This window comes from Amycolatopsis sp. NPDC028719 (assembly GCF_055565395.1).
Window position 1 is genome coordinate 136,828 of the sequence record NZ_JBVHUL010000016.1, and the last position, 18,315, is coordinate 155,142.

General features: G+C 72.0%; 17 protein-coding genes. 11 read left to right on the forward strand and 6 right to left on the reverse strand.

From position 1 onward, the window contains the following. Positions 1-123: 123 nt before the first annotated feature. The gene (locus ACZ4TR_RS46260) at positions 124-1,758 is read left to right on the forward strand and encodes an acyl-CoA synthetase (protein WP_465295139.1); all 1,635 of its coding nucleotides are present in this window, start codon (positions 124-126) and stop codon (positions 1,756-1,758) included. A 58-nt stretch (positions 1,759-1,816) separates the two neighbouring features. Here the strand turns inward: ACZ4TR_RS46260 and ACZ4TR_RS46265 are convergent, their stop codons facing one another. Continuing rightward, positions 1,817-2,143, reverse strand: a complete 327-nt coding sequence (locus tag ACZ4TR_RS46265; RefSeq protein WP_465295141.1) for a nuclear transport factor 2 family protein — start codon at positions 2,141-2,143, stop codon at positions 1,817-1,819. Between the two features lie 40 nt (positions 2,144-2,183). Here ACZ4TR_RS46265 and ACZ4TR_RS46270 point away from each other — a divergent pair, with 40 nt between their 5' ends. Then, entirely contained in the window at positions 2,184-5,141 is a 2,958-nt protein-coding gene (locus ACZ4TR_RS46270; protein WP_465295143.1) for a helix-turn-helix transcriptional regulator, read from the forward strand. Between the two features lie 11 nt (positions 5,142-5,152). Here the strand turns inward: ACZ4TR_RS46270 and ACZ4TR_RS46275 are convergent, their stop codons facing one another. Further along, the gene (locus tag ACZ4TR_RS46275; RefSeq protein ID WP_465295145.1) at positions 5,153-6,076 is read right to left on the reverse strand and encodes a hypothetical protein; all 924 of its coding nucleotides are present in this window, start codon (positions 6,074-6,076) and stop codon (positions 5,153-5,155) included. A 522-nt stretch (positions 6,077-6,598) separates the two neighbouring features. Here ACZ4TR_RS46275 and ACZ4TR_RS46280 point away from each other — a divergent pair. The 5 genes from ACZ4TR_RS46280 to ACZ4TR_RS46300 are packed head-to-tail and all read left to right on the forward strand — an operon-like array spanning position 6,599 to position 10,350. Continuing rightward, complete coding sequence (locus tag ACZ4TR_RS46280; protein WP_465295147.1) at positions 6,599-7,351, forward strand: SDR family oxidoreductase; 753 nt, start codon at positions 6,599-6,601, stop codon at positions 7,349-7,351. Positions 7,352-7,395: 44 nt separating this feature from the next. Next, positions 7,396-8,403 carry a phosphotransferase family protein gene (locus ACZ4TR_RS46285; RefSeq protein WP_465295269.1) on the forward strand — a complete coding sequence of 336 codons (1,008 nt, stop codon included), beginning with the start codon at positions 7,396-7,398 and terminating at the stop codon, positions 8,401-8,403. After that, positions 8,404-9,060, forward strand: a complete 657-nt coding sequence (locus tag ACZ4TR_RS46290; protein ID WP_465295149.1) for a histidine phosphatase family protein — start codon at positions 8,404-8,406, stop codon at positions 9,058-9,060. It begins immediately after the preceding gene. A 10-nt stretch (positions 9,061-9,070) separates the two neighbouring features. Continuing rightward, positions 9,071-9,982 (forward strand): SMP-30/gluconolactonase/LRE family protein, encoded by a 912-nt coding sequence (locus ACZ4TR_RS46295; RefSeq protein WP_465295151.1) that lies wholly within the window; start codon positions 9,071-9,073, stop codon positions 9,980-9,982. Next, the gene (locus ACZ4TR_RS46300; protein ID WP_364511899.1) at positions 9,976-10,350 is read left to right on the forward strand and encodes a VOC family protein; all 375 of its coding nucleotides are present in this window, start codon (positions 9,976-9,978) and stop codon (positions 10,348-10,350) included. Before ACZ4TR_RS46295 ends, ACZ4TR_RS46300 begins: the two co-directional genes overlap by 7 nt. Here the strand turns inward: ACZ4TR_RS46300 and ACZ4TR_RS46305 are convergent. The 4 genes from ACZ4TR_RS46305 to ACZ4TR_RS46320 are packed head-to-tail and all read right to left on the reverse strand — an operon-like array spanning position 10,347 to position 14,116. Further along, positions 10,347-11,174 (reverse strand): enoyl-CoA hydratase family protein, encoded by an 828-nt coding sequence (locus tag ACZ4TR_RS46305; protein WP_364511896.1) that lies wholly within the window; start codon positions 11,172-11,174, stop codon positions 10,347-10,349. The genes ACZ4TR_RS46300 and ACZ4TR_RS46305 overlap by 4 nt on opposite strands. Then, entirely contained in the window at positions 11,171-11,863 is a 693-nt protein-coding gene (locus ACZ4TR_RS46310; protein ID WP_465295153.1) for an SDR family NAD(P)-dependent oxidoreductase, read from the reverse strand. The genes ACZ4TR_RS46305 and ACZ4TR_RS46310 overlap by 4 nt, the downstream gene beginning before the upstream one ends. Beyond that, a complete protein-coding gene (locus tag ACZ4TR_RS46315; protein WP_465295155.1) occupies positions 11,860-13,371 on the reverse strand; it encodes a benzoate-CoA ligase family protein in 1,512 nt (503 codons plus the stop codon). The genes ACZ4TR_RS46310 and ACZ4TR_RS46315 overlap by 4 nt, the downstream gene beginning before the upstream one ends. Beyond that, on the reverse strand, positions 13,364-14,116 hold the full coding sequence (locus ACZ4TR_RS46320) for a creatininase family protein (RefSeq protein ID WP_465295157.1): 753 nt from the start codon (positions 14,114-14,116) through the stop codon (positions 13,364-13,366). The genes ACZ4TR_RS46315 and ACZ4TR_RS46320 overlap by 8 nt, the downstream gene beginning before the upstream one ends. 47 nt (positions 14,117-14,163) lie before the next feature. Here ACZ4TR_RS46320 and ACZ4TR_RS46325 point away from each other — a divergent pair, with 47 nt between their 5' ends. The 4 genes from ACZ4TR_RS46325 to ACZ4TR_RS46340 all read left to right on the forward strand — a co-directional run bounded on the left by ACZ4TR_RS46325 (position 14,164) and on the right by ACZ4TR_RS46340 (position 18,196). After that, entirely contained in the window at positions 14,164-14,979 is an 816-nt protein-coding gene (locus ACZ4TR_RS46325; RefSeq protein ID WP_465295159.1) for a PaaX family transcriptional regulator, read from the forward strand. Next, positions 14,976-15,770, forward strand: a complete 795-nt coding sequence (locus tag ACZ4TR_RS46330; protein WP_465295161.1) for a tryptophan 2,3-dioxygenase — start codon at positions 14,976-14,978, stop codon at positions 15,768-15,770. Before ACZ4TR_RS46325 ends, ACZ4TR_RS46330 begins: the two co-directional genes overlap by 4 nt. Then, positions 15,767-16,960, forward strand: coding sequence for a kynureninase/PvdN C-terminal domain-containing protein (locus ACZ4TR_RS46335; protein ID WP_465295163.1), 1,194 nt, complete (start codon positions 15,767-15,769; stop codon positions 16,958-16,960). Before ACZ4TR_RS46330 ends, ACZ4TR_RS46335 begins: the two co-directional genes overlap by 4 nt. A 162-nt stretch (positions 16,961-17,122) precedes the next feature. Beyond that, positions 17,123-18,196 (forward strand): Glu/Leu/Phe/Val dehydrogenase dimerization domain-containing protein, encoded by a 1,074-nt coding sequence (locus tag ACZ4TR_RS46340; protein WP_465295165.1) that lies wholly within the window; start codon positions 17,123-17,125, stop codon positions 18,194-18,196. Positions 18,197-18,315: the final 119 nt, after the last annotated feature.

The window sequence follows — 18,315 nt, forward strand, 5'->3', positions numbered from 1 at the left end:
AAACGGAGCACGCCCGCGGCTGGTGCGCTCACGCCGTCGTTGGTTTACTCTCCAGTAGCCCCCATACCGCCGGTACGCCCGCCGTCGGCATGGGCTCGTTCCCGCAGCAACGGAGGTGCCTGGATGAGCCTGGTCGAGCTCGCCACGCAGGTGGCGGACAAGGTGGCGGAAACGGCGCGCAGCGTGGACGTGATGCGGCGGGCCGGTCTCGTTCCCTTTCCCCGGCTCGACGAGGGGGTCCGATCGCTCGTCGCGCTCCGCAAGTTCGGCCCGTTCGCCGGCGCGAACCACATCTCGGCGCGCCGCGACCCGACCGCCGTCGGCATCGTCGACGAGCTCGGCCCGCTGACCTACAAGCAGCTCGACGACCAGTCGAACGCGCTGGCCCGGGCCTGGTCCGAGCGCGGGATCAAGCCGGGCCAGGTCGTCGCCGCGCTCTGCCGCGACCACCGCGGCCTGGTGCTCACGATGGCCGCGTCGGGCAAGCTCGGCGTCCGGCTGCTGCTCATGAACACCGGCTTCGCGAAGCCGCAGCTGGCCGACGTCGCCCAGCGCGAGGGCGTCACCGCGCTGGTGTACGACCAGGAGTTCACGAACCTGCTCGACGCGATCCCCGACGGTGTCGAGCGCTACCTGGCGTGGGTCGACCCGGACAGCGACCTGACCGACCGGGACGTGCCGGTGCTGTCCGAGATCATCGCCAGCACCGACGACCGGCCGTGGCCCGCGCCGGCCAAGCCGGGCGGTTTCGTGCTGCTGACCAGCGGCACCACCGGCACGCCGAAGGGCGCGCCGCGGCCGCACACCTCCGCGCTGGCGTCGGCGCAGTTCCTCGACCGCATCCCGCTGCGGTCCAACGAGGCCACCTACATGGGCGCGCCGCTGTTCCACGGCACCGGTCTTTCGCAGTTCATCCTCTCCTTCGCGCTCGGCTCGAAGGTCGTGATGCGCCGCAAGTTCACGCCGGAGGAGGCGCTGCGCGGCGTCGCCGAGCACCGGTGCACCGCGCTCGTGCTGGTGCCGACCATGCTGCAGCGCATCGTCGACCTGCCGAAGGACGTCCGGGAGAAGTACGACACGTCGGCGCTGCGGATCATCTTCGTCGCCGGTTCGGCGCTCTCGCCGGACCTCGGCAACCGCGCGAACGAGGCGTTCGGCCCGGTCGTGCACAACCTCTACGGCTCGACCGAGGTCGCCGTGGCGACGGTCGCGACGCCGGAGGACTGGGCGAAGGCACCGGGCACGGTCGGCCGCGCACCGGTCGGCTGCAAGGTGGCGCTGTACGACGAAAAGGGCCGGAAGATCACCGAGCCGAACGTGACCGGCCGGGTCTTCGTCGGCAGCGGTCTGAGCTTCGGCGGCTACACCGACGGCCGCCACAAGGAGATCATCGACGGCCTCCTCTCCAGCGGCGACGTCGGCCACTTCGACGACGACGGCCTCCTGTTCATCGACGGCCGTGACGACGAGATGATCGTCTCCGGCGGCGAGAACGTGTTCCCGATCGAGGTGGAGAACCTCCTGGTCGAGCGGGAAGACGTGCTGGAGGCGGCGGTGATCGGCGTCGAGGACCCGGAGTTCGGCCAGCGGCTCAAGGCGTTCATCGTGCGGGCCGACGGCTCGGACCTCGATGTCGACACGGTCCGCGACTACGTCAAGGCGAACCTGGCGCGGTACAAGGTGCCACGCGACGTGGAGTTCCTGGACGAGCTGCCCCGCAACGCGACCGGGAAGGTGCTGCGGACCAAGCTGCTGTGACATCCGAGGCTTCGCCTCGGGCCGGGGGCTTCGCCACCCGGACCCCCGAAAAGCGTTGTCATGAGCCGCGCTGGACGTTGACGATCTGCCAGCGTCCGCCGCGGCGCGCGGCGACGACGGTGCAGGCGGCACCGTCGCGCCGCCCGGTCGCGACACCGACGGCGGCGGTCACCTCCAGCCGGGTCCACCGGAACGCCCTTGTCGGCGCCCGGCCGGGCCAATGGTCGCGGTCGAGTACCAGCCCATCGGGGCCGTCGCCGCGGAAGTCGGCGGCCAAGAAGGACGCGGTGCTGTCACCGCCTGCCTCGGCGTCCCGCCAGCGGGCCAGCAGCTCTTCGAACGTCTCCACGTCGTCGAAGGTCGCAGCCGCGTCGCGCCGGGACATCTGCCACCTGGCCGAGATTCGCTGGCAGACTGGCCGGGCCATGACCGAGACGAACCTCCTCCCCGCGGGCACGGTCACGATCCTGTGCGCCGGTGACGCGCCCCCGGCCGTGTTCGCGACCCCCGCGGAAGCGCTTGCGATCGTGAAAGACGGGCCCGCCGCCCTCCACACCGGCGAAGCGCTGGTCCGCGACGACGGCACGCCCACCGGACCCGCCGTCCGCCGGTGCGAACGGCTGCGAGAACTGGCCGGCGACGACCGGACGCTCGTCTCGGCGCCCGCCGCCGCGGCCCTGACCGGCGTCACGCTGCACGACCTCGGCGTCCACCGGCTGGCCGACCTGACCGCGCCCGAGCGGATCTTCCAGCTCGGCGGGACCCCCGCGCCGCTGCGCTCGCTCGACGCCGTCCCGAACAACCTCCCGGTGCAGCTGACCGGGTTCGTCGGCCGCGAGACCGAGGCCGGCGAGGTCCGGGGCCGCCTGGCCGGCGGCCGGCTCGTGACGCTCGCCGGCCCGGGCGGCAGCGGCAAGACGCGGCTGGCCGCCCAGGTCGCGGCCGCGGCGGCCCGCCGCTGGCCCGACGGCGTGTGGTGGGTCGAGCTCGACGCCGTCACCGGCCCCGCCGAAGTCGCCGAGCTGGTCGCCGCGACACTCGAGGTGCCCGTCGAGCCGCACGTCGGCGCCGTTCGATCGGTGGTGACCCACCTGCGCGACCGCCGCGTCCTGCTCTGCCTCGACAACTGCGAACAGGTCCTCGACGGCGTGGCGGACCTCGCCGTCGAGCTGCTCCGGTCCTGCCCCGAGGTCGCGGTGCTGACGACCAGCCGGGAACCCCTCGGCGTGCCGGGGGAGACGGTGTGGCGCGTGCCGCCGCTGGCCGTCGAAGAGGCCGTCGCGCTGTTCGTCGAACGGGCCGGCGCGGTCCGGCCGCTGTTCACCTTGGACACGTCGAGCGCGGCCGCCGTCCGGTCGGTCTGCACCCGGCTCGACGGCATCCCCCTGGCCGTCGAGCTCGCCGCCGCGTGGCTCGGAACCCTTACCCCGCACCAGATCGACGCCGGTCTCGACGACCGGTTCGCGCTGCTGACCCGCGGCCCGCGCGGGGTGCCGGCGCGGCAGCAGACGCTGGCCGCGTCGATCGCGTGGAGCCACGACCAGCTCGACGGCGAAGACCGCGCGGTGTTCCGCCGGCTTTCGGTCTTCGCCGGCGGGTTCACCCTCGACGCGGCGGGCGGCCCGGCCGTGCTGCCGGCGCTGGGCCGGCTGGTCGACAAGTCCTTGGTGCTGGCCGAAAACGGCCGCTACCGGCTCCTGGAGACCCTGCGCGAATACGCGGCGGCCCGGCTGGCCGAGGCTGGGGAGGCCGACGCCGTCCGCGATCGCCACCTCGACCACTTCCTCGCCCTCGCCGAAGCCGCCGAACCCGACCTCGACCGGGACAAGGACGCCTGGCGCGCCCGGGTGGAACCCGAGCGCGACAACTTCCGCGCGGCCCTGGAATGGGGGCTGGCCCAGGAAGATCCGACGCGGGGCCGCCGGCTCGCCGCCGCCGTCGCGTGGCTGTGGAACCTGCGCGGCCGCGGCCACGAAGGCCTGGCGTACCTGAAGCGCGCGGTCGCCCGCTGCCCGGACGAGCGTTCTTCGTTGCAGGCCCGCCTACTGACCGGGATGGGGTTGGTCGCGGACACGACGGCGCCGTTCGACGTCGAGGCCGCGCGACTGGGCCTGGAGCTCGCCACCGAACTCGGCGAAGCGAGCCTGCGCGCGCGATGCCTGACGCTGACCGCGCTCGGGCACCTCTACACGGACTTCGACGCTGCCTGGGACCTCGCGCTCGAAGCGGAGAAGGCCGCGGAAACCGACGGCTTCGCCCGCGACAGTGCGTTGATGCTGCGCGGAATCGTCCTCCACGCCCGCGACCGGCACGACGAAGCCGAGCCTCTGCTCGCCGAAGCGGCCGAAGGGCTGCTTCGGCGGGGCGACCGCGGGCTGGCGTCCACGGTCCTCAGTGCCCGGTCGGCGAGCGCGCTCGCGTCGGCGGACCTGCCGCGGGCGCGCGCACTCGCCGAGCACGCCGTCGAGGTCGCCGCGCCGCTCGGGGACTTCCACCGGGTCAACACGACGTTGTGCCGGCTGGCGATGGTGCACAGCCTGGCGGGTGACGTCGACGCCGGGTTCCGCGTGATGGAGCCGTTCCTGCGGCTCCTCGAAACCGCGGGGGACGTCTTCGTGCCCGGCATGGCCGGCGTGATGGGCGAGCTGCACCGGCGTCGCGGCGAGTTCGAGGAGGCCGCGCGCTGGTTCGAGCGCGAAGCCGTTCCCGGGACGTACCTGGCGTCGCAGGGGCTGGCCGAACGCGGCGCCGTGCTGCGTGCGCTGGGCCGGACCGGCGAGGCCGCGGAGGTGCTCGCCACCGCCGTCGACCTGACCCGGCGCTGGGGCCTGCGCTCGGCCCTGGCCGACGCCCTGGACCAGCAGGGGTACCTGGCCGGGCCGGAGCAGGCCGCCGAGCTGCACCACGAGGCGCTGACGCTGCGCGTCGACCACGGCCTGCGCCTGGGCGTCCTGGACAGCCTGGACGCGCTGACCACGCTCTTCGCCCGCACCGGCCGCCAAGCCGACGCCGCCCGGGTGCTCGTTTCCGCCTCCCGTGCCCGTGCAGACCTGGGTTTTCCCCGTCGCCCGGGAGAGCAGCGGGAGCTGGACGCGCTCGGGCTCGCGACGGACGAGGCGCCGATGAGCCTCGACGACGTCGTCGCGTTCGTCCGCCGGACGCGGGGTGCGCGCGGCCGCCCGTCGAGTGGCTGGGGCAGCCTGACGCCGACCGAGCTGGAGGTCGTGAAGCTCGCGGCCGAGGGCTGCACGAACCCGGAGATCGGCACCCGCCTGTTCATGAGCCGCGGCACGGTGAAGACGCACCTCGCGCACGTCTACGCCAAGCTGGGCATCGCGAACCGCACCGAGCTGGCCACCGCGGCGGCCGCGCACCTGCCCTGACGCCGGGTACGTCAGTCCCAGTCGATGCCGAAGACGCCGGGGCCGAAGTCCAGGGCCACCGCGTGGACGCCGTCGCCGCCGTCGAGCTTGAGGGGGCGCCGGGTGGGGGAGCCGGTGCCGCCGCGGGCGTACTGCCAGCAGCACTCGGGCGCCGTTCCCGGCGCGAACCGGACCTCCAGCAGGTACTCCCGCACCGGGCGCCGGAACTCGCGGTAGTACGTGTTGCGGCACTCCGGGTACGGCGGTCCGCCGTTGGTCAGCGTGTACTCGATCAGGTGCGTCTCGCCGCGGTCGATCGGCTGGTCGAAGATCAGTTCGGCGACGACCAGGCCGTGGGCTTCGTCGGTCTCGGCGCGGCCGACCCGGCAGTTGCGCACCGCGTGCAGCTCCGGCGCGCCGGCCGCCGGGTCGTCCTGGGTGTAGACGAGCAGCCAGCGGTCCTGGCCGTCCGCGCCCGCCTGGAACACCGCCCGCGCGGTGACCGCGCGCTGCCCGCCGTCCGCGGCGATCTCGCACAGGTCGTGCAGCCCGACCAGCTTCAGCGGGTGCTGGCGCTCGAGCGCGTCCGGCGCGCCGACCTTGTCCAGCAGCGGCTGGAGCGTCTCGCGGGGGAACGTCAGGGGTTCGCCGCCGGCGTGGCGCTTCCCGGCACCGCCGCGGGGCCGGGGCGGCGGCAGCAGCCCGAGCAGGGAGCCGGCGGGGACGTCGAGGATTTCTTCGAGCGTGTGGACCGCCGAGAGTGAGCTCTGCCGTTCCGGCTGGCGCTTGCCGGACTGCCAATAACTGAGGGCGGTGACGCTGACGACGACACCGCGGGCGCGCAGCCGCGCCTGGATCCGGTCGAGGGAGAGCCCGCTGGTCGCGATGGCCGCGCGCAGGTGGGTGGCGAACGCGGTGCGCTCACCCTGCTGACCGCCCGCCGTGCTGCCCGCCATGGCCGACCCGCCCCGTAACGTCCCCCGACGATCCCCGACACGGTGCACGTTACCAATCCGGCGGCGAGTAGGCGGATACGGTCCGCGACCGATCTGCCCAAGGCGCCGGTTTCCGCCGTGGCTGCTGCTGGATTGGTAACCAATGGACACAGCAGCAGGATCTTCCGCTCTCCTCGCCAGGGCAGCCGATGGCCGGTAGCACGCGTCCACTCGGGCGAACGGGCTAGTACTGGCAACTGTGAACCATTGCCCCGGCCTGGGCGGACGCGCTTGTATGACTTGCCCGCGCCGGTGGCTCCGCCTCCCCCCTCACGGCCCATCCGGATGCGGGCGACAGCCGTGGACAACGGCTCCGGCTCACCCGGCCGCGTTGTGCGACCGGCCGGGCGGCCGCGCGATGACCGGTGGCCCGGCGACGCCCCCAGCGCCGGGCCACCGGTCTTATTACTTCCGGGTAGCCTCCGCCTTCCTCCCCACCACCACCCTCAACGGAGGCGCTTCGCGCCGCTGTAAGTTCTGGTCATGGCCGTCCGCAAGAACATCCTGATCACCGGCGCGAGCAGCGGGTTGGGCGAAGGCATGGCCCGCCAGTTCGCGGCGAGAGGGCGCAACCTGGCGCTGTGTGCGCGGCGCACCGACCGGCTCGAAAAGCTCGCCGAGGACCTCGAAGGAAAGCACCCCGGGATCAAGGTCGTCACGCGCCGGCTCGACGTCACCGACCACGACCGCGTCTTCGCCGTCTTCGAGGAGTTCCGCGCCGAGCTGGGGTCCCTCGACCGGGTGATCGTGAACGCCGGGCTCGGGAAGGGCCAGCCGGTCGGGAAGGGCCGGTTCGACGCCAACCGGCAGACCCTCGAGGTCAACTTCGTCGCGGCCGCCGCCCAGATCGAGGCCGCCGCCGGGATCTTCCGCGCGCAGGGTGCCGGGCACCTCGCCGTCGTCTCGTCGTTCAGCGCCATCCGCGGCCTGCCGGGCAACCTCACCGCGTACGCCGCGTCGAAGGCCGGGATCTCGGCGTTCGTCGACGGCACCCGGCTGGAGCTCAAGCGCAAGGGCATCACCGTCACCGACATCCGGCCGGGCTACATCGAGTCGGAGATGAACGACCGGATCGGCCGGAACCCGTTGCTGGCCAAGGCCGAGAGCGGCGCGCGGGCGCTGGCCAAGGCGGTCGAGGCCGAGCGGGCGCGGGCCTACGTCCCGGCGTGGCCGTGGGTGCCGCTGAGCCTCGCGATGCGCGTGGTGCCGGCGTCGGTGCTGCGGAGGTTCGCGTGACCACCGTCGAGGTGCGCGAGGAAGACGCGTTCGACGCGCCCGCGATGCACGCCTGGCTGGCCGCGCGGGTCGAGGGCCTCGGCGCCGAGCCGCCGCGCGTCCGGCAGTTCCCCGGCGGCGCGTCGAACCTGACGTACCTGCTGACCTACCCGGACCGCGAGCTGATCCTGCGCCGTCCGCCGGCCGGGCACAAGGCGGCGTCCGCGCACGACATGCGGCGCGAGTACCGGGTGCAGCACGCGCTGCGGCCGGTGTTCCCGTACGTGCCGAAGATGCTCGCGTTCGGGGACGACCCGGCCGTGCTCGGCGGCGACTTCTACGTCATGGAGAAGCTGGACGGCCTGATCCTGCGCGGCGACCTCCCCGAGGGCATGACGCTGACGCCGGAGCAGGCGCGAGCGCTGTCCGGCAAGGTCGTCGACCGGCTGGTGGACCTGCACGCCGTCGACGTCGAGAAGGCCGGCCTGGCCGACCTCGGCAAGGGCGCGGGCTACGTCGAACGGCAGATCCGCGGCTGGTCGGACCGGTACGCCGCGGCGCGCACGGACAACGTCGGCGACTTCGCCGAGGTCCGCTCGTGGCTGGCGTCGAACCGGCCCGAAGAGGTCAAGATCTGCCTGATCCACAACGACTACCGCCTCGACAACCTGGTCCTCGACGGCCCGGGCACCCTGAACATCGCCGGCGTCCTCGACTGGGAGATGGCCACGCTCGGCGACCCGCTGATGGAGCTGGGCAGCATGCTCGCCTACTGGGTGCAGGCCGATGACGACGACGTCATGAAGGCGAGCCGCCGCCAGCCGACGCACCTGCCCGGGATGTCCACGCGCGAGGAGTTCGTCGCGCGGTACGCGGAGAAGACCGGCCTTGCGGTGGGAGACTGGCGGTTCTACGAGGTCTACGGCCTGTTCCGGCTCGCCGCGGTGCTGCAGCAGCTGTACCGGCGCTACCACGACGGCGCCACCCGCAATCCGGCGTTCGAGGACTTCTGGCAGTTCGTCGGGTACCTGGACTGGCGCTGCCGGGAGATCATCGCGAAGGGGAGGGTCTGAGTGGGCGCCATCTACCTGGTCCGGCACGGTCAGGCGTCCTTCGGCGCGTCCGACTACGACGCGCTGTCGCCGCGCGGCTTCGAGCAGTCCACTGTGGTCGGTGCGGAACTGCTGCGGCGCGCCGTCTCCTTCACCCAGATCCGGTCGGGAACGCTCGCACGGCAGCGCGACACGGCGGCGACGGCGCTGAAGGTCCTCGGCACCGACGTCCCGGTCGTCGAGGACCCGCGCTGGAACGAGTACGACCACGTCGACATCGCGCGGCACCACGCCGGAGGTGCGCCGCAGGAGGATTCCCGCGCGTACCAGGGAGTTCTGGACGCCGCACTGACCGCGTGGACCACGGCCGGCGCCGGCGGGCCGTGCGCCGAGACGTGGCCCGCGTTCCTCGGGCGCTGCCGTTCCGCCTTGGCGGATCTGGTGGCGTCGCTGGGCAAGGGCGAGCACGCGGTCGTGTTCACCTCCGGCGGGGTCATCGCCACGATCTGCGGCTCGCTGCTGGGAACGCCCGAAGCCGGGCTGCTCAAGCTCAACCGCGTGACGGTCAACGGCGGCATCACGAAGCTGGTGTCCGGCCGCGGCGGCGTCACTATGCTGTCCTTCAACGAGCACCCGCACTTCGAAGCGGACGCGGCTTCGTTGCTCACCTACCGGTAGGAGACGTCCGATGCGGTTCGGCGAAGTCACGGTCATCCCGGTGAACGGGCACGCCCCGGAGGACGTGGTGGTCGACGGCGAAGGCCGGATCTACGCGGGCGTCGACGACGGGCGCATCCTGCGTCTTTCGCCGGACGGCCGGCGCATCGACGTCATCGCCGACACGGGCGGCCGGCCGCTGGGGCTGGAGCTGTACGGCGAAGACGAGCTGCTGATCTGCGACGCGCGGGCCGGGCTGCTGGTGGTGCCGCTGTCGGGTGGCTCGCCTTCGGTGCTGGCGACGTCGGCGCTGGGCCTGGACTTCGTGTTCTGCAACAACGCGGCGGTGGCCGCCGACGGCACGATCTACTTCACGGACTCCTCGCGCCGCTTCGGCATCGACAACTGGCGCGACGACCTGATCGAGCAGACCGCCGGCGGCCGGCTGCTCCGGCGTTCCCCGGACGGCTCGATCGACCTGCTGCTCGACGGCCTCCAGTTCGCGAACGGCGTGGCGCTGGCACCGGACGAGTCGTTCGTGGCGGTGGCGGAGACGGGCGCGTTCAGCGTGTCCCGCGTCCGGCTTTCCGACGGTCACCGCGACGTGCTGATCGACGATCTGCAGGGCTTTCCGGACAACATCTCGACGGGCTCGGACGGGCTGATCTGGATCACGCAGGCGTCCCCGCGCGTGCCGGCGCTGGACGTGGTGCGCCGCCTGCCGGCGTTCCTGCGGGCCGGCGTCCGGGCGCTCCCGACGTCGCTGCAGCCCCGGCCCGGACGTGAGGTGGGCGTCCTGGGCGTGTCGCCGGACGGCAAGGTGCGGCACGAGCTGCGCGGGGAGATAGACGGCTTCCACATGCTGGTGGGCGTGCGGGAGTGGCAGGGGAAGCTGTACTTCGGCTCGCTGGAGGAAGACGCGATCGCGGTGACGCAGTGCTGACCAACCTTCGCTTCGAAGCCCGCCTCCCCACACAGGATCTCGACCGCGCCCGTCGCTGGTACAGCGAGAAGCTGGGCCTCGAGCCGGTCGAAGAGCGCGAAGGCGGCCTGCGGTACGAAGGCGCGTCGGGAGTCTTCTGCCTGTACGCCTCGGCCGGCGCGGCCGACGGTTCGTTCACGCAGGTCGCCTTCTACGTCGACGACCTCGACTCGACCGTGGCCACCTTGAAGGAGCGGGGCGTGGTCTTCGACGACGCCGGCATCGTCGAGATCCGCGGCAACTACCCCAGCAAGGGCCGCGGCGAGCGGGCCACCTGGTTCCGGGACAGCGAAGGCAACCTCATCGGCCTCGGCGAAGTGGTGCGCTAGCGGCCGGTCCACCGGGGTTCGCGCCCGGCGGACCAGGCCGCGTAGAACTCCTTGTGGTCCTTCGCCGTCATCAGCAGCGCCTGGGTCATCGCCTCCAGCTCGATCGCGCTGCCCAGGTCCATGTCCAGCTCGCGGGTCAGCAGCACCTTCGTCGTCGCGTACGCCAGCGCCGGGCCGTCCGCCAACCGCCGGGCCAACGCCGATGCGGTGGCCGGGAGATCCGCGTCCGGCACCACCTGGGTGGCCAACCCGATCTCCGACGCGCGCGCCGCGGAAACCTTGTCTCCCAAGATCAGCAGCTCCGTCGCCCGGCCCAGGCCCACCAGCCGCGGCAACAGATAAGCCGAACCCATGTCCGCCCCGGCCAGCCCGACCTTCGTGAACAGGAACGCGAACTTCGCCGACTCCGCCAGCAGCCGGAAGTCGCTCGCCAGGGCGATCACCGAACCCGCGCCCGCCGCCACGCCGTTGACCGCCGCGATCACCGGCAACGGGCACTCGCGCAGCGCCTTCACCACCGCGCCCGTCATGCGCGTGAACTCCAGCAGCCGCGCCGTCTCGAACTTCTGCAGCTCGCCGATGATCTCTTCGACGTCGCCGCCGGAGCAGAACCCGCGGCCCTGCCCGGTGATCACCAGCACCCGCACGTCTTCGTGCTGCGGCAGCTCGAGGACGAGGTCCCGCAGGTCGGCGTAGACGTCGAACGTCAGCGCGTTCAGCTTCTCCGGCCGGGTGAACGTCACGGTCGCGACGCCGTCGGCCACCGTGAAGCCGAAGTGTTCCCACTCCTTCGTCAGCGGTGCGGTCGCGCGGAACGGGCTCATGTCTGGATTCCTCCGCCGTCGAGTACGAGGGTCTGGCCGTTGATCGCGGCGGCTTCGGGCGCCGCCAGGAAGGCGACGGCGAACGCCACCTCCGCGGGTTCCAGCAGCCTGCCGAGCGGGGACGCCGCCGCCAACGCCGCTTCCGCCTCCGGAAGATCGCGACCGGTGCGCTCCTGGATCCGCGCCACCGAGGAAGCCGTCATGTCCGTGCGCACGAACGCCGGGCACACCGCGTTCGCCGTGACGCCGGTGCCGGCCAGCTCCGCCGCGACGGCCCGCATCAGCCCGGCCGCCGCGTGCTTCGACGCCGTGTACCCGGCCGTGTAGCGGTAGCCGACGTGCGACGCCGTCGACGCCACCGTGACGATCCGGCCGCTGTCCCGCGAGCGCATCCCCGGCAGCACCGCGCGGGTGCACAGGAACGCGCCGGTCGCGTTGACCTCGATCTGCGATCGCCAGTCGTCGAGCGAAGTCTTCGGAAGTGGCGCGCTCGAAGAGATTCCGGCGTTGTTCACCAGCACGTCCACCGGCCCGGCGGAAGCGAAGTACGCCGCGACGGCCTCCTCGTCGGTGACGTCGCACTCGGCGCGACCCGGCGCCAGCACGGTGTCACCGGCAGAGCGGAACCGCGCCGCGATCGCCGCGCCGATGCCGCGGGTGCCGCCGGTGACGACGACCAAGCGGCTCACGACCGGCCCGCCAGTGCGCGCCGGTCGAGCTTTCCGTTGGCCGTCCGGGGAAGTTCCGTCATGAACACCACTTCGCGGGGGTATTTGTGCTTGGCCAGCAGGGCTTTCGCGTGGTCCTTCAACTCGTCCGCGGTCACCGGGGCGCGCACCACGACGTACGCGCGCGGCACGACCAGGCCGTCGATCTCGTGGCCGACGACCGCGCAGTCCACCACCGCGGGGTGCCCGAGCAGGCAGTCCTCGATCTCGCCGGGTGCGACGAACACCCCGCCGACCTTGAGCAGCGCGTCGGCGCGGCCGTGGTGGCGGAAGAAGCCTTCGGACCGGCTGAAGAGGTCGCCGGACGTCAGCGTGTCGCCGTCGAACGTCTTCGCGGACTTCTCGGGATCGCCGAAGTACTCCAGCGCGATCGTCGGTCCGGTGACCCGCAGCGGCCCGATTTCCCCGTCCGGCAGCGGGTTTCCCAGCTCGTCGACGACCTCGGCGGTGTAGCCGGGAACGGGCGTCCCGAGCGTCCCGATCCGCGCCGAACCGGGCCGGTTCGACAGGTAGATGTGGTACGCCTCGGACGAGCCGATCCCGTCCACCACCGGCACCCCGAAGGCCGCGTCCCACTTCCGGTGCAGCTCCGGCGGCAGCGCCTCGCCGGCGGACGTCGTCATCCGCAGGCAGCTCAGGTCCTGCGCGGCCGCGTCCGGGTGCGCGACCATCGCGCTCATCATCGTCGGCACGTTGACCAGCACGGTCGGCCGGTAGCGGGCGATCAGCTCGAACATCAGGTCCGCCGTGCTGCGCTCGGGGAACGCGATCCCGGCCGCGCCGACCCCGAACGGGAACAGCGCCACCAGGTCACGCGCGTAGCCGAAGAACAGCTTGGGCACGGCGAGAATCCGGTCGTCCTGCCGCAGCCCCAGCACCTGGACGGCGTACCGCTCGAAGCTCTCGATCGGGCTGCGCAGCGTGTGCACGCACGCCTTGGGCGCGCCGGTGCTGCCGGTGGTGAACTTCCAGATCCCGATGTCGTCCACTGTGGTCGGTGCGGCTTCGAGGGTGTCCGGCGCGGCGTCCACAAGGGACCGGAACGGGCGTTCGCCCGGCAGCAGCTCGCTTTCGGGGACGCCGGTGACCAGCAGCCCGGTAGCACCCGCTTCACGGAGAGCGGGCAGCGTGACGGCGTCGGCGATCACCGCGACGGCCTCGGTGTAGCCGAGGTAGTACGCGTAGTCCTTGGGCTGCAGGAACGGGTAGACCTCGGCGGTGACCGCGCCGATCTTCTGCGTGCCGTACCAGGTCGCGACGAACTCGTCGCCGTCGCTCACCGCCAGCAGCACGCGCTGTCCTCTTCGGACACCAATGTCGCGCAGCACGTTGCCGACGCGGTTGGCCAGCCGCGCCAGCTCGGCGTAGCTCACCGATCGATCCCCGGCGAACAGGGCGGTCCGATCGCCCCGGCCCGAAGCCACGTGCCGGTCGAGGAAGTACGTGGCGAGGTTGAACGGCTCACTCACGGGCCAGCTCCCGGATCGCTTCCACCAGCAGGTCGGTCAGGGTCGAGAACGTCTCGGTGCCCTCTTCCGCGGTCGCTTCGGCGGGCGAACCGCAGTACGCCTCGGTCATCCCCATCTCGCGGAAGCCGCCATCCTCGGGAGCCGAAGCAAGACTCACCGGCACGTGCGGCAACGTCCGCATCAGCGGCTGGTCGACCAGTTCCGGCCGGTCGGCCAGCACGAGGGACGTCTCGTAGCGCCCGGCGTGGCACTCGCCGGAGCGGAACTCCTCGGTCAGCCGCTGCGCGTGCCGCCGCCGGACCAGGTCCAGCAGCGCGACGCGGCCGTCGTAGGCGAAGTTGAGCGTCTCCACCGCTCGTCGCAGCGTGACCAGGTGCGCCGGCTCGAAGTGGTTGTTGACCAGCAGGATCCGCCCGAGTCGTTGAGCGATCAGCGCCGCCCCGATGTCGACGAGCAGCGAGTGCAGCGTCTCCTCGCCGATGTGGACACCTCCGGCGAACCCGGCCGCGAACCGCGTCACGCCGTAGGGCACCTCGGGCAGCACCAGCACGTGGACGTCCTCGTCGGCCGCCAGCCGCTCGGCCGCGCGCTCGCACATCCCGCGCGAGATCAGCGGGTCGGTGCCCAGGGGCGCGTGCGGGCCGTGCGGCTCGATCGCGCCCAGCGGGAGCAGCAGCACCGGCACGCGCGGGCCGTTCACGAGGTCCGCGACCTGCGGCGAGCTGAGGTCCGCGAAGTACGTCACGCGGCTCAAGCTACACCGCAGCGGCCTGGGGTGTATAGAGTTGCGGCATGCCCGGAGACGCTTTCGACGCCAGCCCCCAGGAGCTGGTCGTGACGTTGCTGGGCAGCTACGTGCACCCGCGGGAAACCCGCCGGGTGTGGTCGGGCGGCCTGGTCGCGGCGCTCGCCGAGCTGGGTTTCTCCGACGGCGCGGCCCGGATCGCGCTCACCCGCGTGGTGCGCCGCGGCCTCCTCCAGCGCCACCGCGAAGGCCGCACCGTGCACTACTCGCTGACCCGCCGCACCATCGCGCTGCTCGCCGACGGCGACCACCGGATCTTCTCCCTCGGCCGCCGCGAGCGCCCCGCCGGCGAGTGGACGGTGCTCTGGCAGAGCATCCCGGAGAGCCGCCGCCAGGCGCGGGAACGCCTGGTCAGGCGGCTGCGGTTCCTCGGGTTCGGGCCCTACCAGGACGGTACCTGGATCGCTCCGCACGACCGCGAGGCCGAGGTCGTCGCCCTGCTCGGCGAGCTGGACGTCACCGAGCACGCCGGGCTGCTGCTCGGCCGGCCGTCGGCCGCGCTCGACGTCCGCCGCTTCGCCGGCCGGGCCTGGGACCTCGACGACCTCGCCGCGCGCTACACCGCGTTCGTCGAGCAGTTCGGCGGGTACCCGGGAAAGGAGATTCCGGACGCCGAAGCGTTCGAGGTGCGGACCCGGCTGGTGCACACGTTCCGGGCGTTCCCGTCACTCGACCCGGAACTGCCCGCCGACCTGGTGCCCGCACCGGATCGCCGGGCGGCCGCCGTCGAGTTGTTCCACGATCTGTACACCGCGCTGGCTCCGGCCGCTCAGCGCCATTTCGACGAGGTGACCCAAGGATGACCGACATCGACGCCAAGACCCAAGAGGCTTTGAGCTACACCTCGTACCTCGCGCTGGACGAGGTGCTGAACGCGCAACGGACGCGTTCGGACGAGCACGACGAGCTGCTGTTCATCGTGATCCACCAGGTGTACGAGCTGTGGTTCAAGCAGATCTTGCACGAAGCCGAGTTCCTCCAGCGCAACCTCGAAAAGGGGAACACCGCGCACTCGATCCGGGTGCTGCGGCGGATCCTGACGATCCTCAAGGTCGCCGTCGCGCAGATCGACGTGCTGGAAACCATGACCCCCAGCCAGTTCACGAGTTTCCGCACCCGGTTGGACGCTTCGAGCGGCTTCCAGTCGGCCCAGTTCCGCGAGCTGGAAGCCGTGCTCGGGCGGCGTGACGAGCGCGTGTTCGCGCACTACCCCGAAGGCGGCGAGCAGCGGAAACGCATTGCCGAAGCGATGGCGCGGCCGTCGTTGTTCGACTCTTTTCTCGCGTACCTCAAGGTTTCTGGCTACGCGGTCGGGTGTGACCGAGACGTCACTCGACCGGTGGAGCCCTCCGCGGCCCTGCAGGCGATATTGCTGGACGTGTACAGCGACGACGGCGGTCCGTCGGTCGTCGCGGAATGTCTGGTGGATCTCGATGAAGGGATGCAGGAGTGGCGCTACCGGCACGTGAAGATGGTCGAACGCACCATCGGCGACAAGACCGGGACGGGAGGATCATCCGGCGCGACCTACCTGCGTACCACGCTCTTCCAGCCGATGTTCCCGGATCTCTGGGCCGTACGGAGCCGACTGTGACCACTTTGGACGACCTGCGCGACGACCACAACGCGCTCGCCCCGCACTACTCCCGGTTCGGGGTGGCCGACCGCCTGCTGCTGTCCGGGCATTCGCACCAGGCGTGGCCGGACGTCGCCGAGGAGGGCTTGCGGGAGTCCTTCGCCGACGCCGCCCGCGACGTCGACGAGAAGTGGGAGCGGGCCTTCGCGAAGGCCGACGAGCTGCGCGCGGGGTTCCGCCTGCTGCTGGGCGACCCGCACGGCGAGTACGCGCTCGGCGCGAGCACGCACGACCTGGTGCTGCGCTTCCTGTCGGCGATGGAACTGCCGCGGAGACCGCGCCTGGTCACCACCGACGGCGAGTTCCACACGCTGCGCCGCCAGCTCGCCCGCCTCGAGGAGGAGGGCGTCGAGGTCGTGCGGGTGCCCCTGGAGCCGGTGACGACGCTCGCCGAGCGCGTCGCCGCCGAAGTCGACGACAACACCGCGGCGGTGCTCGTCTCGGCCGTGCTGTTCGAGACGTCGCGGCTGGTCCCGGGGCTCGCGCACCTGGCCGACTCGTGCCGCGACCGGTCGATCGAGCTCGTCGTCGACGCTTACCACGCGCTCGGCGTCGTGCCGTTCGCGCTGCACGACCTCGGGCTCACCAACGCCTGGGTGCTCGGCGGCGGCTACAAGTACCTGCAGCTCGGCGAGGGCAACTGCTTCCTGCGGCTGCCCGCGCACGCCCAGGAGCTGCGGCCGGTGATCACCGGCTGGTACGCCGAGTTCGGTGCGCTCGCCGACGAGCGTCACCCGGGCCGGGTCGCCTACGCCACCGGCGGCGACCGGTTCGCCGGCGCCACCTACGACCCGGCCAGTCACTATCGCGGCGCCCGGGTCCAGCGGTTCTTCGCCGAGCAGGGCCTCACGCCGGAGTTCCTGCGCGCGGTCTCGCAGCACCAGGTGGGGCTGCTCGCGTCGGTGTTCGACTCGCTCGACCTGCCCGGGGACGTCGTCACGCGGGATCGTTCGGTGCCGCTGGACCGGCTCGGCGGGTTCCTCTCGCTGCGCTGTGCCGACGCCGGCGCGCTGCAGGCGGCTCTCGCCGCCCAGGGTGTCCGCACCGACAGCCGGGGGCCATACCTGCGCTTCGGGCCGGCGCCGTACCTCTCCGACACCCAGCTCGAGACGGCGATGAACGCGCTCGGCAAGGTGGTCGACGGCTGATTACCCGTCCGTATCCCGGGACCTGCACTGGTCCGGTGATCGGAAGGGATCTAGGTTGGTGCCGGGAAGGCACTCGGGCGGACGACCTCCGCCCGGCCCCCCAGCCACCCTTGGAGCGCGTCCCGGCCACGAGCCGGCGCGGGAGACAAAGGAGTCACCACCGTGACCGAAGGAGTGTTCGCCCGGAACTCCGGGCACGAACAGGTCGTGTACTGCCACGACGAAGCCAGTGGCCTGAAGGCCATCATCGGCATCTACTCCACCGCGCTCGGGCCCGCCCTGGGCGGGACGCGCTTCCACCCTTACGCCACCGAAGCGGACGCGCTCGACGACGTGCTCGCGCTGTCCAAGGGCATGGCGTACAAGAACGCGCTGGCCGGGCTCGACCTCGGCGGCGGCAAGGCCGTCATCATCGGCGACCCGAAGACGCTCAAGTCCGAAGCGCTGCTGCGCGCGTACGGGCGCTTCGTGCAGTCCCTGGGCGGTCGCTACATCACGGCGTGCGACGTGGGCACGTACGTGCGGGACATGGACGTCGTGGCCCGCGAATCCGACTTCGTGACCGGCCGTTCGCCCGAGGACGGCGGCGCCGGCGACTCCTCCGTGCTGACGGCGTTCGGCGTGTTCCAGGGCATGCGCGCCTCGGCCGAGCACGTCTGGGGCAGCCCGGACCTGGCCGGCAAGCGCGTCGGCGTGGCCGGCGTCGGCAAGGTCGGGCACATCCTCGTCGGGCACCTCGTGGACGCCGGCGCGCAGGTGACCATCACCGACGTCTACGAGCCGGCGATCTCGCGCACGCTTTCGCTGTACCCGGCCGTCAAGGCCGTGTCCGATGTGGACACCCTGCTGCGCGCCGAGCTGGACGTCTTCGCGCCCTGCGCGCTGGGTGGCGTCCTGAACGACGACACCGTGCCGGTGCTGGGCGCCCGGATCGTGTGCGGCGCGGCGAACAACCAGCTCGCGCACGCCGGCATCGACAAGCAGCTCGCCGACCGCGGCGTCCTGTACGCGCCGGACTACCTGGTCAACGCCGGCGGCGTGATCCAGGTCGACGACGAGCGCCACGGCTTCACCTTCGAGCGCGCCAAGCGCAAGACGACGGCGATCTACGACACGACCAAGGCCGTGTTCGCGCTGGCGGACACCGACGGCGTGCCCCCGGCGACGGCGGCCGACCGGCTCGCGGAGCGGCGGATGGCGGAGGTCGGGCGGCTGCGGTCCATCATGACCGGGTGAGTCTTTCGGACATCTTCGCGGGGGGGGGGGGGGGGGGGGGGGGTGCCGGCTCGCGGCCCTTCGCCTCCGCGTTTTTGTGCAGCGGTGGGGACGCAGCGTTGGTGGTTTTGTCTTTAAGG

Bases quoted from the DNA above. Each gene is read 5' to 3' on its own strand.
- ACZ4TR_RS46260 (WP_465295139.1), top strand. From the start codon at position 124: ATGAGCCTGGTCGAGCTCGCCACGCAGGTGGCGGACAAGGTGGCGGAA.
- ACZ4TR_RS46265 (WP_465295141.1), bottom strand. From the start codon at position 2,143: ATGTCCCGGCGCGACGCGGCTGCGACCTTCGACGACGTGGAGACGTTC.
- ACZ4TR_RS46270 (WP_465295143.1), top strand. From the start codon at position 2,184: ATGACCGAGACGAACCTCCTCCCCGCGGGCACGGTCACGATCCTGTGC.
- ACZ4TR_RS46275 (WP_465295145.1), bottom strand. From the start codon at position 6,076: ATGGCGGGCAGCACGGCGGGCGGTCAGCAGGGTGAGCGCACCGCGTTC.
- ACZ4TR_RS46280 (WP_465295147.1), top strand. From the start codon at position 6,599: ATGGCCGTCCGCAAGAACATCCTGATCACCGGCGCGAGCAGCGGGTTG.
- ACZ4TR_RS46285 (WP_465295269.1), top strand. From the start codon at position 7,396: ATGCACGCCTGGCTGGCCGCGCGGGTCGAGGGCCTCGGCGCCGAGCCG.
- ACZ4TR_RS46295 (WP_465295151.1), top strand. From the start codon at position 9,071: ATGCGGTTCGGCGAAGTCACGGTCATCCCGGTGAACGGGCACGCCCCG.
- ACZ4TR_RS46305 (WP_364511896.1), bottom strand. From the start codon at position 11,174: ATGAGCCCGTTCCGCGCGACCGCACCGCTGACGAAGGAGTGGGAACAC.
- ACZ4TR_RS46325 (WP_465295159.1), top strand. From the start codon at position 14,164: ATGCCCGGAGACGCTTTCGACGCCAGCCCCCAGGAGCTGGTCGTGACG.
- ACZ4TR_RS46330 (WP_465295161.1), top strand. From the start codon at position 14,976: ATGACCGACATCGACGCCAAGACCCAAGAGGCTTTGAGCTACACCTCG.